This window comes from Mycolicibacterium tokaiense, from assembly GCF_010725885.1.
In the GTDB taxonomy this organism is placed as follows: domain Bacteria; phylum Actinomycetota; class Actinomycetes; order Mycobacteriales; family Mycobacteriaceae; genus Mycobacterium; species Mycobacterium tokaiense.
On the sequence record NZ_AP022600.1, the window covers coordinates 3,913,324 to 3,926,767 of the forward strand.

Sequence of the window (13,444 nt, forward strand, 5' to 3'; positions counted from 1 at the left end):
CCTTTGACAGGGTTTGGTGGCGCACCGGTCAACTGCTTGGTGGGTCGAATATACGGCGGCGTCCCAGATTTGATCAAATCCTCTATTGATGCAATTTCGGCATTTTTGGTGGCAAAAAGAGTCTTGGACAGGAATTGGTGCCCCGCCTACCGTGGTCGACGTGACTACCTTTGCCTCCGAGACGGACACCCAGACCCTGACCGGCCAGATGATCGTCGCAGGAACGATGGTCACGGGAGCGGGAACAGAGGTGCGCGGCTTCGACCCCGCAGCCGGAACGGCGCTGGAGCCCGCCTACCGGCACGGCGACCTCGCTGTGGTGGAGGCGGCGTGCGCGGCTGCAGCCGAGGCCTTCGGGCCGTACCGGGCCACCACCTCGGCGCAGCGCGCGAAGTTCCTGGAGGCCATCGCCGCCAATATCGAGGCCGCCGCCGAGGTGCTGATTCCCCGCGCCGTCGCCGAAACCGGTCTGCCGCATGCCCGCATCACCGGCGAGGTCGGCCGCACGTGCGGTCAGCTCCGCCTGTTCGCCGCCGTGCTGCGCGAGGGCAGCTGGAACGGCGCCCGCATCGACTCGGCGCTGCCCGAGCGCACCCCCGCCCCGCGCGCCGACATCCGGCAGCGCACGGTGCCGCTGGGCCCGGTCGCAGTGTTCGGCGCCAGTAACTTCCCGCTGGCCTTCTCCGTGGCCGGCGGCGACACTGCGTCCGCGCTGGCCGCCGGATGCCCGGTGGTGGTCAAGGGACACGACGCCCACCCCGGCACCTCAGAATTGGTCGGACGCGCCGTGGCCAAGGCGGTCGCCGATGCCGGTCTGCCTGCCGGAACCTTCTCCCTTCTGTTCGGCTCGGGACGCAAGCTCGGCACCGCGCTGGTGACGGACGCCCGGATCAAGGCCGTCGGATTCACCGGATCCCGGTCCGGTGGAACAGCTCTGGTGGCTGCCGCCGCCGCCCGCCCCGAACCGATCCCGGTCTACGCCGAAATGAGCTCCATCAACCCGGTGTTCCTGCTGCCCGGCGCGCTGAGCACACGCGGCGCCGAACTGGGTGCGGCCTTCGTCGGCTCGCTCACCATGGGATCCGGACAGTTCTGCACCAACCCCGGCCTGGTGATCGCGGTCGATGGGCCGGACCTCGACACCTTCGTCGCCGCGGCTACCGAGGCCCTGGCGCAGGCGGCGCCCACCCCGATGCTCACGCCGAACATCGCCAAGAGCTATGCCGACGGGGTCCGTGACCTCGAGGGCGCTGCCGACGTCCTGGCCCGGGGCCAGGCCGCGGACAGTTCGACCGCCTGCCAGGCCGCGCTGTTCTCCACCGACGCAGCCGGTTTCCTGGCGTCAGATGTGCTGCAGGCCGAGGTGTTCGGCGCCTCCAGCCTGGTGATCCGCTGCGCCGACGCCGACGAAGTGGCCTCGGTGGCAAGCAAACTGGAAGGCCAGCTCACCGCCACCGTGCACGCCGACGATTCCGACACCGCAGAAGCGGCCCGGTTGCTCCCGGTGCTGGAGCTCAAGGCCGGACGAATCCTGTTCAACGGCTGGCCCACCGGCGTCGAGGTCGGCTACGCGATGGTGCACGGCGGACCCTTCCCGGCCACCTCTGATTCGCGCACCACGTCGGTGGGCGCCAAGGCAATCGAGCGCTTCCTACGGCCGGTGTCCTACCAGGACGTCCCGAAGTCATTGCTGCCCAGCGCTATTGCCGACGGCAACCCTGATCACCTCTGGCGGCTCATCGACGGCCGCTTCACCCAAGACTGACACACCCACCATCCTCTAGGAGACTCCACCATGCTGGACGGCGTTCTGTTCTTTCCTGTCACCCCCTTCACCGCGGCCGGCGACGTCGACCTCGACAAGCTCGCGGCGCACGTCGCCAAGGGTGTCGACGCCGGCCCGGGTGGTGTCTTCATCGCCTGTGGCACCGGTGAATTCCACGCCCTCGAGTCCGGGGAGTTCGCCGCCGTGGTCCGCACCGCTGTCGAGGCGGTGGCGGGCCGGGTTCCGGTGTACGCCGGCGCCGGCGGCTCGGTGGCCCAGGCCAAGGTGTTCGCCAAGGCAGCGGAGTCCGCGGGTGCTGACGGAATCCTGCTGCTGCCGCCGTATCTGGTGTCCATGCCGCAGGCCGGGCTGGTGGCCTACACCAAGGAGGTGGCCGCTGCCACCACGCTGCCGGTGATCGTCTACAACCGCGCCAACGCCCGTTACACCGAAGCCTCGGCGGTCGAGGTGGCGCAGATCGCCAACGTCGTCGGCTTCAAGGACGGCACCGGCGACATCGACATGGTGGGCCGCATCGTGCGTGCGGTCACCGACGCGCTGGCCGAGTCCGGCAAACCGTTCCAGTTCTTCAACGGGTTGCCCACCGCCGAGGTGTCGCAGCAGGCCTACCGCGCCATCGGCGTCACCCTGTATTCGTCGGCCACCTTCGCCTTCGCTCCTGAGCTGGCGCTCGCCTTCTACGAGGCCCTGGAAAGCGGCAACGACACCGTGGCCGCCGCGCTGCTGCGTGAGTTCTTCCATCCCCTGGTGCGCCTGCGGGATACAGTCCCGGGCTACGCCGTCTCCCTGATCAAGGCCGGCGTGACCATGGAGGGCATCAACGCCGGGCCGGTACGGGCTCCCTTGGTGGATGCGGCGCCCGAGGACGTCGCTGCGTTGGCCGCGTTGCTCAAGTCCGGCCGGGCGGTGCTCGCCGACCACCTCGCCGCGGTGCGCTGATGTCGGGTCCGATCCGGATCACCGGCGCGCGCATCACCCCGGTCGCATTCGTCGACCCGCCTCTGCTCAACACCGTCGGTGTGCACCAGCCTTACGCACTGCGGGCCATCATCCAGCTCGACACCGACGCCGGTCTGGTCGGGCTGGGGGAGACCTATGCCGACACCCGGCACCTGGCCCGGTTGCACGCGGCCGCCGAAGCCATCACAGGATCGGATGTCTTTGCGCTCAACACGATCCGCGCGGCCATTGCCGAGCGGTTGCGTGGGGACGACGCCGCGGTCGGCACCGCGGGGATGATCACCTCCGCCAGTGCGGTGGATCAGGTACTGTCGCCGTTCGAGGTGGCGTGTCTGGACGTGCAGGGGCGCGCGACCGGCAGGCCGGTGTCCGACCTGCTCGGCGGCGCGGTACGTGACGCCGTACCGTTCAGTGCCTACCTGTTCTACAAGTGGGCCGCCCATCCCGGCGGTGAACCGGATTCCTGGGGTGAGGCACTGGATCCCGCGGGTATCGTCGCGCAGGCCCGGCGCATGATCGGCGAGTACGGCTTCAGCGCGATCAAGCTCAAGGGCGGGGTGTTTGCGCCCGAAGAAGAAATGGCGGCCATCGAGGCGCTGCACCGGGCGTTTCCGGATCACCCTCTGCGACTGGACCCCAACGCCGCGTGGACACCGCAGACCTCGGTCAAGGTGGCCACCGGCCTGGCCGGCATCCTCGAGTACCTGGAAGACCCGACCCCTGGGATCAACGGGATGGCCGATGTGGCCCAGCAGGCGCCCATGCCGTTGGCCACCAACATGTGTGTGGTGGCGTTTGATCAGCTGGCGCCGGCTGTGGCTGCCGGTGCGGTGAAAGTTGTTCTCTCCGATCACCATTACTGGGGCGGGTTGCAGCGCTCACGCCTGCTGGCCGGCATCTGCGACACCTTCGGGCTGGGCCTGTCCATGCATTCCAACTCCCACCTCGGCATCTCCCTGGCCGCCATGGTGCATCTGGCGGCCGCCACACCCAACCTGACCTACGCCTGCGATACGCACTGGCCGTGGAAGACCGAAGATGTGGTCAAGCCGGGTGTGCTCACGATCCGCGACGGGGCGGTGGCGCTGCCCACCACACCGGGGCTGGGTGTCGAGATCGACGAGGACGCCCTGGCGGCACTGCACGAGCAGTACCTGCGATGCGGTATCCGCGACCGGGACGATACCGGGTACATGCGCAGCATCGACCCGGCATTCGAGGCAATCAGCCCGCGCTGGTAGCACTGCTCCGTACACTGATTCGCCAACCGGTCTGTGCGGCCGGTCGGTGATACAAGGAGTGCATCGGTGTTTTCGCTGGCGAGACTGTCGTGTTTCATCGCGGTCGCCGAAGAGCTGCACTTCGGCCGCGCGGCTGAGCGTCTACATATGACGCAGCCCCCGCTGTCTCGGCAGATCCAGCAACTGGAGACCGAACTCGGGGTGCAGCTGATCGACCGGACCACCCGCTCGGTGACGCTGACGCCCGCGGGCGTGGCCTTTCTGCCTGACGCGCGGCGCATCGTCCAGCTGGCCGAAGGGGCGGCGCTGACCGTCAAACGGGTGCCCGCAGGCGACCTCGGGACTGTCGTCATCGGGTTCACCGCAGCCTCCGCGCACGCCGTGTTGCCACGACTGCTCGACAGCGCCCGCGCCCACCTGCCCGACGTCACCCTGGAACTCCGGGAGATGGTCACCTCTGCGCAGATCGAGGGCCTGATGACCGGCGAATTGGATCTGGGCATGGCGAGGCCACCACTCAAGCGTCCCGGGCTGGTGTCTCGCCCCCTGCTGCACGAGCGACTGCTGGCTGCGCTCCCTGTCGGCCATCCGCTGGCCGACCTCCCGCGTCAACTCACGCTGACCGACCTGGACGGCCAGGACGTCATCATGTACTCGCCGGTGCAGGCGCGGTACTTCAACGAGCTCTTGATCAGCACGTTCACGATTGCGGGGGCGACCCCGAACTACGTCCAGTACGTGACCCAGGTGCACACCATGCTGGTGCTGGTCCGCTCCGGGATCGGAATCGCGCTGGTCCCCGCCTCGGCCGCGACGCTGCATCCCGACGGCGTGGCTTTCCGGTCCATCGGTGCGTTCCGTGAGCGTCCCGTCGAACTGGACGCCGTGTGGCGCAGCGACAGCACGAATCCCGCGCTTCTGCGCCTGCTGCGCGATGTGCTGCCGCCGCGAGAGTGGACCACCGACGATCTGGTGGAGGACACCTTCTCCTGAGCGGGCCTCAGACCCCCGACGGGACCGGGACGGGGGTCACCAGTTCGCCGGAGGTCAGGAAGCTGTCCAGATTGCGCAGCGTCAGATCCTCCATAGCGGCCCGGGTCTGCACCGTGGCGCTGCCCACGTGTGGCAGCAGCACCACGTTGTCCAGGCCGAGCAGCGCCTCGGGGACCTCGGGCTCGTGGGCGAAGACGTCCAGTCCCGCGCCGGCGAGCCGTCCGTCGACCAGGGCAGCCACCAGGGCGTCCTCGTCGATGACGCTGCCGCGCGCGACGTTGATCAGATAGCCGTGCGGCCCCAGTGCGGCCAGCGTTGCGGCGTCGACGAGGTGGCGGGTCTGCGAGCCGCCGGCGGCCGCGACCACCAGGACGTCGACCCCCGCGGCGAGTTCCTGCGGCGAGCCCACGTACGTGAACGGCGAATCAGGGACCTGCCTGCGATTGTGGTAGGAGATCGCGCAACCGAACGCTGTCAGCCGGTGCGCGATGGCGCTACCGATCCGACCCAGCCCGATGATGCCCACTCTGGTGTCGCTGGCCTGCCGGGTCAATGGGTAATTGCCCGCCGGCCAGCGCCCGGCCCGGACGAAGCGGTCGGAAGCCGAGAATCCGCGCAGGGTGTCGATCATCAGCCCCACGGCAGTATCGGCCACGCAGTCGGTCAGCACATCCGGGGTGTTGCTCACCGCGATGCCGCGGGCGCCGGCGGCGTGGACGTCGGTGGTGTCATACCCGACGCCGAAGTTCACGATGGCCGCCAACCGGGGCAGTGCGTCGATCAGCGCGGCGTCCACGCCGGTGCGTCCGGAGGTGACGGCCACCGTGACATCCTCGGCGTGCGCGGCCAGGAACGCTGCCCGCTCGGCGGGGTCGGTAGGGAGCACTGACGCGCCGTAGGACGTGTGCAGGGTGTCCTGCAGCGAGGGCTTGAGCGGGCCGACCTGCAGGACGGCGGCAGGGGTCTGGCCAGGGCTGGTCACGGCAGTTCTCCTCCAAGTGTCACTAGCGACGTTAAGTGTGCCCGCGGATACCTGTCCAACACGGAAATAGCATCAATTGTTGCTGAAGGTGAATAACTGGCCGCGCGGGCCGCGGTTCGGCGCATGGATCACCGTCGGGCGTCGGCAAAACTGCTGTTCAAGCCTGCTTGTGGGGCCGGCGCGGTGGACCCGATCGATGCCCGGAGGCCAAAAACGGCCCGTTTCAGCCCGTGTTGCCGGGGTTGACGTGGTGAATGGCGCGTTCATACCGTGTGTCTGCGATCACAAACGGCATCTACATACGTGGACGTCACCAGCGCATCAGCCCCGCGCCTACTCTGCCCGCTCCATCTCGCGACAACTGGAGGACCCCGATGAGCCACGCAGGCCCGATTTCCCGCCGCGTGCTGGCCGTGACCCTGGCCGGGGTGTGTGTGACCGGCACCGGCTGCTCGGTCGCCAATTCCGGACACGGCGGCTACGACCCGAACACCCTGCGGGTGGTGCTCTCGCAGGAGCCGCCCACCCTGGAACCCTGCGAGAGCTCCCTGACATCCACCGGCATCGTGGTGCGCTCGAACATCACCGAGCCGCTGGTTGAGCGTGACCCCGACACCGGCGATCTGCTGCCGCTGCTGGCCACCGAATGGGAACAGACTGCCCCGACGCAGTGGACCTTCCGGACCCGCGAGGGCGTCACCTTCTCCGACGGCGCTCCCTTCACCGCCGAGGACGCCGCCTTCTCCATCGACCGGGCCGTCAACTCCGATCTGCAGTGCAACGTCGACGGCTATGTCTTCGGCGACGAGGAACTCGGACTCGAGGTCCGCGACGACACGACGCTGACGGTCACCACCGCCACCCCGGATCCCATTCTGCCGCTGCGCCTTTCCTTCGTCGAGATCGTCCCGCGGACCACCAGCACCGCGGAGAAGGTGCGCGAACCCATCGGCACCGGTCCCTACGCCATCGACAACTGGGAATACGGCCAGAAGCTCACGCTGACTCGCAACGAGTCCTACTGGGGCGCGGCCCCGGCCTTCGCCCGCGCCGAGTACCAGTGGCGCAGCGAGGGCAGCGTGCGGGCGGCGATGATCACCAACGACGAGGCCGACATCGCCACCGGTCTGGGCCCGGAGGACGGCGCCGGCGATCTCGGCGTTCCGTTCCAGAACAACGAGACCACCGCGCTGCGCATGCAGGCCACCGAGGCGCCGCTGAACGACATTCGGGTGCGCCAGGCCATCAACTACGCCGTCAACCGTCCCGGCATCGTCAAGGCATTGTTCCGCAGCCTCGGCGATCCGGCCGCGCAGCTGATTCCCTCGGGCGTGGTGGGCTACAACCCCGACCTGGCGCTGTGGCCGTACGACCCGGACAAGGGCCGACAACTCGTCGACGAGGCGCGCGCCGACGGAGTGCCGGTGGACAACGAGATCCGGCTGATCGCACGCACCGCGCAGTTCCCTAAGATCGCCGAGACCGTCGAGGTACTGCAGAGCGAATTCAGCGACATCGGTCTGAACGTCAAGATCGAGATGATGGACACCGCAGCGCAACTCGAGTATCAGCTGCGCCCTTTTCCGGCCGACACGGGCCCGTACCTGTTGATGATCATGCACGGCAACCAGGCCGGTGACGCCGCGTTCACGCTGGACCAGTACATGCTCTCCGACGGTCCCCAAGCGGCCTACGGCACAACGGAATTCGATGCGGAGATCCGCGCCGCCGAGGCACTCACGGGGCAGGAGAGGCAGAACGCCTTCGCCACCCTGTTCGCCGAAGAACCCCAGGAGATCATGCAGATGGCCTACCTGGCGCACATGAAAGGCATCCTCGGCAAGTCCGCGCGGGTGGCCTACACCCCGAACTCCGCCACGGGTGACGAGATGCGACTGGCCGAGATGACCTTCGCGCCCACCGAGCCCGACAACACCTGACCCTGATCACCCAGGAGGCCTTCGCCCATGTTCTCGTTCGTCCGGCGCCGGATGTACACCAGCCTGTTACCCCTGGTGGTCGTGCTGCTGGGAGTGTTCCTCCTGGCTCGCCTCACCGGTGACCCCACCAGCCTCTACCTTCCCGAGTCGGCCACCGAAGCCCAGCGCGCCGAGTTCGCCGAGGCCAATGGTCTGAATCAGCCGGTGTGGAACCAACTGGTGGACTACTTCTCCGGTGTCCTGCACCTGGACTTCGGCACATCCCTGCGCACCGGGGAATCCGCCTCCGAGATGGCCCTGCGGGCCTTCCCGGCCACGCTCCAATTGGCCATCACCACCATGCTTCTGGCCATCGTGGCGGCCGTCGTGATCGGCTGTTGGGCGGCGTATCGGCCCAATTCACTGGCCGACCGGTTCTCCTCGCTGCTGTCGATGACAGCCGCGTCGATCCCCGACTTCTGGTTCGCCATCACCGGTGTCTGGTTGTTCGCGGTGCTGATGGGCTGGCTGCCCACCTCCGGCACCGACGCCGGCCTGCTGTCCTGGGTCCTGCCCATCGCCACCCTGATGATCCGTCCGCTCGGCGTCCTCACCCAGGTGGTCCGCGGTGCCATGGTGTCCGCGTTGTCGGCGCCGTATGTCCGCCTGGCCCGCAGCAAGGGCGCCGGGGACTTCCGCGTGGTCACCCACCACGCCCTGCGCAACGCCGCGGCGCCCGCGCTGACCGTCGCCGGTGACCTGGCCGTCGGACTGATCAACGGAGCCGTGGTGGTCGAGGCCATCTTCGGCTGGCCCGGTATCGGCAAGCTGATGATCGACGCCATCCTGCAACGCGATTTCGCCGTGCTGCAGGCCGCCGTGCTGCTCACCGCGGTGTCGATCTTCCTGCTCAACATCCTCATCGACGCCTGCTACGCCCTGCTCGATGCCCGCGTCCGCGAACCGGCGAAAGTCTAAGGAAGCCAGCCCATGAGCACACAAATCGAGATGGTCCCGGTCAAACCGACCACCGCGATCGTCGGCGAACCCGACACCACCAAGAGGCGTTCGGGCGCCACCTGGTACCGGCTGCTGGTCAACGACCGGGTGGCGGCGGCCGCCGCGGTGGTGCTGGGCCTGGTGTTCCTGACCGCGCTGGTGGGCCCCACCTTGATGGGCGACCTGGCCACCCGCATCGACCTGGACAACTCCAACCAGGCGCCGTTCACCCTCAGCCACGGCTGGGCCAACATACTGGGCACCGACCCGCTGGGCCGCAGCATGCTCGCCCGCCTGATCGTGGCCAGTCAGACCACGCTGTCGGTGGCCATCCCTGCGGTGGTGATCAGCGCGGTCGTCGGCTCCCTGATCGGCATGTGGGCCGGCTTCTACCGCGGTTGGCGCGAGACCCTGGCCATGCGTGTCGCCGATGTCATCATGAGCTTTCCGTCCCTGCTGCTGGCCGTCGTGGTGCTCTACGTGTTCTCCCCGAGTGCTGCCAACATCGTTGCGGTCCTGGCCATCACCCGCATCCCGGTGTACCTGCGCACCGCCCGGGCCGAATCGGCCGAACTGTCCACCCGGGTGTTCGTCGACGCGGCGCGTACCTTCGGGGCCAGCGGCACCGCCATCATCACCCGCCACGTTCTGCCGGTGGTGCTGCCCACTCTGCTGACCGTGGCGACGCTGGACTTCTGCTACGTCATGCTGGCCGAGAGCTCACTGAGCTTCCTGGGTATCGGCATCCAGCCGCCCGACGTCAGTTGGGGCCTGATGGTCGCCCAGGGCCGCACCTATCTGCACTCGGCGTGGTGGCTGTCGTTCTTCCCCGGCCTGGCCATCGTCATCACCACCGTCTCGGCCACCATCCTGGCCGCCTGGGCGCGGATCGCCACCGATCCCGGGCAACGGTGGCGCCTCACCGTTCCGCAGAAGCGGCTGTCCCGCTTCACTCGGCCGACCAACCGCTAGTCAAGGAAAGGCCCAATCAGATGACCGTGATGGAAGATCACACCACCAACGCACCGACGGTGGAATCGGACCCGGCACTCAAGGTCGACGACCTGTGTGTCGACATCCGCACCATCACCGGCACCGTGCGCGCCGTCAACGGGGTGACGTTCGAGGCCTACCGCGGCGAAACCCTGGCGCTGCTGGGCGAATCCGGCTGCGGCAAGTCGATGACCGCCACCGCCCTGGTGGGTCTGCTCGAACCGGTCGCCGAGGTCACCCAGGGCACTGCGGTGCTGGGCCGCCAGGACCTGTTCTCCGCCGACCGCAAGACGCGGCGCAAGCTGGCCGGCACCGAACTGGCCATCGTGTTCCAGGATGCGCTCACCGCCCTCAACCCGCTGTACCCGGTGGGGGCGCAACTGGCCGAGCCGTTCCAGATCCACCAGCGGATGAAAGCCAAAGAGGCCCGCGCCAAGGCCATCGAACTGATGGCCCGGGTGGGCATTCCGCAACCGGAGACCAGGGTGAACTCCTACCCCCACCAGTTCTCCGGCGGCATGCGTCAGCGCCTGCTGATCGCCATGGCCGTGGCGCTGAACCCCAGCGTGCTCATCGCCGACGAACCCACCACCGCACTCGACGTCACGGTGCAGGCGCAGATCATGGCGCTGCTGCGCGATCTGCGCAGCGAGTACGACATGGCCGTGGTACTCATCACCCACGACCTGGCGCTGGTGGCCGAGGAAGCCGACCGGGTGGCCATCATGTACGCCGGCAACGTCGTCGAAACCGGCCCGGTGGCCGAGGTTTTCGCCGATCCCCGCCACCCCTACACCAAGGGCCTGCTGAATTCGGTGCCCGTGGACGCGGTGCGCGGCGAGGAGCTCAAGTCCATCGGCGGCGCCCCGCCCGACCTGCACTCGATCCCCAAGGGCTGCGTCTACCAGGCGCGCTGCCCACTGGCCGCCGAGGTGTGCACCACCACCAGGCCCACCCTGAGCGCCACCGGCGTCGGTCGCGCGGCGGCCTGCCACTTCCCCGAGGAGGTCACCAATGTCTGATCAACTACGGAAGTCTGAGTCTGTGTTGCAGGTCAAGGATCTCACCAAGACCTTCAAGGTCCCCGGTGCCAAGAACGCGCTGACCGCACTCGACGGCATCAACCTCGACCTCGCCCGTGGCGAGACCCTGGGTCTGGTGGGGGAGTCCGGCTGCGGCAAGTCGACCCTGGCGCGCACGCTGATGATGCTGGAGCGCCCTGATGCCGGCTCGGTGACCTTCGACGGCATCGATCCGTTCACGCTCAAAGGCAAAGAGCTGCTGTCGTTTCGGCGGCGGGTGCAGATGGTGTTCCAGGACCCGTACGCATCGCTGAACTCCCGCATGACCGCCGGGGAGATCATTGCCGAACCATGGCGCACCCACAAGGCGCTCTACCCGGGCCGCAAGGACCGTGAGCTGCGCGTGCGCGGACTGCTCGACATGGTGGGCCTGGGCGCCAAGGCCGTGGACAAGTACCCGCAGGAGTTCTCCGGCGGCCAGCGTCAGCGCATCGGTATCGCGCGGGCGCTGGCTCTGCGTCCCGACGTCATCATCTGTGACGAGCCGGTGTCGGCGCTGGACCTGTCCGTGCAGGCCCAGGTGTTGAACCTGCTCAACGATCTGCAGCAGGAGCTGCAGATCTCCTACATCTTCATCAGCCACGACCTGTCGGTGGTGCGCCATGTCGCCGACCGGGTGGCTGTGATGTACCTGGGCCGCATCGTCGAATCCGGCATCACCGACTCGGTTTTCGACCGTGCCAACCATCCGTACACGGCCGCTCTGATGTCGGCGGCACCCAAGCTCAACGCCGAGCACCGCACCGAGAAGATCCTGCTCAAGGGCGAGATCCCGTCCCCGTTGAACCCGCCGTCGGGCTGCCGGTTCCGCACCCGCTGCTGGAAGGCAACCGATGAATGTGCCACCGCCCGACCGCCGTTGGTGCTCGACACGGCAGGCAAGGGACACCGGGCGGAGTGCTTCCATCCGCTGCAGCAGGAGCAGAGCGCGGCGATTCCGGCGTGAGCGATGACGTGGGCAGGCTTCGCGGTGGTGGCGTTGGCGGTGCTGCTGGCGTCGTGCCTACAGGCCTCGATCGGCTTCGGGATGGGGATGTTGGCGGCCCCCGTCGTCGCCATCGTGGATCCGTCACTGATTCCGGGCACCTTGATCATGCTGGCGACGCTGGTCACCCTGCTGGTGTCGCTGCGCGAACGCGAGGCCATCGACCTCAGCGGTGCGAAATGGGCTCTGGTGGGCCGGGTTCCCGGCACCATCGCCGGGGCGCTGCTGCTGGCGGCGCTTCCGGAGCGGGGGCTCGCCGTGATGCTGGCAGCGGTGGTGCTGCTGGGTGTGGTGCTCACCAGTGCCGGTTGGGTGCCGGCCGCGCGGCCGCGCAACGTTGTGCTGGCCGGCGCCACGTCGGGGTTGCTGGGCACCGCGACGTCGATCGGTGGACCGCCGATGGCCCTGGTGTGGCAACGCAACAGCGGAGCCCGGCTGCGTGGCACCATGAGCAGCTTCTTCCTGGTGGGTTCGCTGATGTCGTTGGCAGCGTTGTGGTTCACCGGGGCGGTGACCGGACACACGCTGACAACGTTCGCCGTGTTCATTCCGGCGGCGGCGCTCGGCTACGTGCTGTCGCGGTACGTCAACCGGCTGCTGGATCCGGTGCGGTTGCGGCGGCTGGCCATCGGGGTGTCCGCACTGGGTGCCGTTGTCTTGATCACCCAGCAGTTGATATGAGGGGAGGGCGATGAGCACCGACGCAGGTGATGTCACTGTGCGCAAGGTCAAATCCGCGGTACGTACCGTCGAACTGCTGGAGTATCTGGCGGGTCGGCAGGACCGGCCGGCCCGGATCCGGGAGATCTGCACCGCACTCGACATGCCCCGCAGCAGCGCACACGCCCTGCTGCGTACGTTGATGGCGCAGGGCTGGGTGCGCTGCGACGATTCCGGAACGCAGTACGGGATCGGCGTGCGCGCTCTGTTGGTGGGTACCAGTTACCTCGACAGCGACCCGTACCTGCCACTGATCACCCCGTTCCTCGATGAGCTGCGGGCCGACCTGGACGAGACCTTCCACCTCGGTCGCTTGGACGGCACCGACGTGGTGTACCTGGCCACCCGGGAGTCCAAGCAATACCAGCGCAGTGCCAGCCGGGTGGGTCGCCGGTTGCCCGCCTATGCCACCGCGCTCGGCAAGGCCCTGTTGGCTGACCGCACCGGCTTCGGGCGAGACGCCCACGTGCCCCGGGCGCTGGAGGCGCTGACGCCGCACACCATCACCGACCAGACCGTGCTGCACGAGGCACTCGAGGAGATCAGGGTGCGCGGGCATGCGGTCGACAACGAGGAGAACACTCCAGGGGTGCGGTGTTTCGCGGTGACGCTGCGCTACTGCCAGCCTTCCCAGGACGCGATCAGCGCGTCCGTGCCAGTCGCACGCCTCACCCCCGAGCGGGAAGCGGAGATCGTGCAGGCCCTGCACACCGTGTGCGACAAAGTTTCCCGCGTGGTGCGCCCGGTGGCCAATGGTGACAAGTGGTTCGCGTCATGACACAGC

The 13,444-nt window shown here is 68.0% G+C and carries 12 protein-coding genes; 11 read left to right on the forward strand and 1 reads right to left on the reverse strand.

Annotated features, from left to right (window positions below):
* The first annotated feature begins 208 nt into the window (after positions 1–208).
* The 4 genes from G6N58_RS19075 to G6N58_RS19090 all read left to right on the forward strand — a co-directional run bounded on the left by G6N58_RS19075 (position 209) and on the right by G6N58_RS19090 (position 4,980).
* A complete protein-coding gene (locus G6N58_RS19075) occupies positions 209–1,765 on the forward strand; it encodes an aldehyde dehydrogenase (NADP(+)) (RefSeq protein ID WP_115281414.1) in 1,557 nt (518 codons plus the stop codon).
* 30 nt (positions 1,766–1,795) lie between these two features.
* A complete protein-coding gene (locus tag G6N58_RS19080) occupies positions 1,796–2,725 on the forward strand; it encodes a 5-dehydro-4-deoxyglucarate dehydratase (protein ID WP_115277653.1) in 930 nt (309 codons plus the stop codon).
* Positions 2,722–3,987 carry a glucarate dehydratase family protein gene (locus tag G6N58_RS19085; protein ID WP_172545054.1) on the forward strand — a complete coding sequence of 422 codons (1,266 nt, stop codon included), beginning with the start codon at positions 2,722–2,724 and terminating at the stop codon, positions 3,985–3,987. The genes G6N58_RS19080 and G6N58_RS19085 overlap by 4 nt, the downstream gene beginning before the upstream one ends.
* A gap of 66 nt (positions 3,988–4,053) precedes the next feature.
* Positions 4,054–4,980 carry a LysR family transcriptional regulator gene (locus G6N58_RS19090; RefSeq protein WP_115277651.1) on the forward strand — a complete coding sequence of 309 codons (927 nt, stop codon included), beginning with the start codon at positions 4,054–4,056 and terminating at the stop codon, positions 4,978–4,980.
* A 7-nt stretch (positions 4,981–4,987) separates the two neighbouring features.
* Here the strand turns inward: G6N58_RS19090 and G6N58_RS19095 are convergent, their stop codons facing one another.
* Positions 4,988–5,962: a 2-hydroxyacid dehydrogenase gene (locus G6N58_RS19095; protein ID WP_115277650.1), complete on the reverse strand. Its 975-nt coding sequence runs from the start codon at positions 5,960–5,962 to the stop codon at positions 4,988–4,990.
* Between the two features lie 374 nt (positions 5,963–6,336).
* Between G6N58_RS19095 and G6N58_RS19100 the strand changes: the two genes are divergently transcribed.
* The 7 genes from G6N58_RS19100 to G6N58_RS19130 are packed head-to-tail and all read left to right on the forward strand — an operon-like array spanning position 6,337 to position 13,438.
* Positions 6,337–7,902 carry an ABC transporter substrate-binding protein gene (locus tag G6N58_RS19100; protein ID WP_115277649.1) on the forward strand — a complete coding sequence of 522 codons (1,566 nt, stop codon included), beginning with the start codon at positions 6,337–6,339 and terminating at the stop codon, positions 7,900–7,902.
* A gap of 27 nt (positions 7,903–7,929) precedes the next feature.
* Entirely contained in the window at positions 7,930–8,859 is a 930-nt protein-coding gene (locus G6N58_RS19105) for an ABC transporter permease (protein WP_068916192.1), read from the forward strand.
* Between the two features lie 30 nt (positions 8,860–8,889).
* Positions 8,890–9,852 carry an ABC transporter permease gene (locus tag G6N58_RS19110; RefSeq protein ID WP_068919721.1) on the forward strand — a complete coding sequence of 321 codons (963 nt, stop codon included), beginning with the start codon at positions 8,890–8,892 and terminating at the stop codon, positions 9,850–9,852.
* A 20-nt stretch (positions 9,853–9,872) separates the two neighbouring features.
* Positions 9,873–10,895 (forward strand): ABC transporter ATP-binding protein, encoded by a 1,023-nt coding sequence (locus tag G6N58_RS19115; RefSeq protein ID WP_237023273.1) that lies wholly within the window; start codon positions 9,873–9,875, stop codon positions 10,893–10,895.
* Entirely contained in the window at positions 10,888–11,901 is a 1,014-nt protein-coding gene (locus G6N58_RS19120) for an ABC transporter ATP-binding protein (RefSeq protein WP_068916194.1), read from the forward strand. Before G6N58_RS19115 ends, G6N58_RS19120 begins: the two co-directional genes overlap by 8 nt.
* A gap of 3 nt (positions 11,902–11,904) precedes the next feature.
* Positions 11,905–12,621, forward strand: coding sequence for a sulfite exporter TauE/SafE family protein (locus tag G6N58_RS19125; RefSeq protein ID WP_115277648.1), 717 nt, complete (start codon positions 11,905–11,907; stop codon positions 12,619–12,621).
* 10 nt (positions 12,622–12,631) lie between these two features.
* Complete coding sequence (locus G6N58_RS19130; protein ID WP_068916196.1) at positions 12,632–13,438, forward strand: IclR family transcriptional regulator; 807 nt, start codon at positions 12,632–12,634, stop codon at positions 13,436–13,438.
* Positions 13,439–13,444 lie beyond the last annotated feature (6 nt).

Excerpts from the sequence above, each read along its gene's own strand:
- G6N58_RS19075 (WP_115281414.1), top strand. The coding sequence starts at position 209 with ATGATCGTCGCAGGAACGATGGTCACGGGAGCGGGAACAGAGGTGCGC.
- G6N58_RS19080 (WP_115277653.1), top strand. The coding sequence starts at position 1,796 with ATGCTGGACGGCGTTCTGTTCTTTCCTGTCACCCCCTTCACCGCGGCC.
- G6N58_RS19100 (WP_115277649.1), top strand. The coding sequence starts at position 6,337 with ATGAGCCACGCAGGCCCGATTTCCCGCCGCGTGCTGGCCGTGACCCTG.
- G6N58_RS19105 (WP_068916192.1), top strand. The coding sequence starts at position 7,930 with ATGTTCTCGTTCGTCCGGCGCCGGATGTACACCAGCCTGTTACCCCTG.
- G6N58_RS19110 (WP_068919721.1), top strand. The coding sequence starts at position 8,890 with ATGGTCCCGGTCAAACCGACCACCGCGATCGTCGGCGAACCCGACACC.
- G6N58_RS19115 (WP_237023273.1), top strand. The coding sequence starts at position 9,873 with ATGACCGTGATGGAAGATCACACCACCAACGCACCGACGGTGGAATCG.
- G6N58_RS19120 (WP_068916194.1), top strand. The coding sequence starts at position 10,888 with ATGTCTGATCAACTACGGAAGTCTGAGTCTGTGTTGCAGGTCAAGGAT.
- G6N58_RS19125 (WP_115277648.1), top strand. The coding sequence starts at position 11,905 with ATGACGTGGGCAGGCTTCGCGGTGGTGGCGTTGGCGGTGCTGCTGGCG.
- G6N58_RS19130 (WP_068916196.1), top strand. The coding sequence starts at position 12,632 with ATGAGCACCGACGCAGGTGATGTCACTGTGCGCAAGGTCAAATCCGCG.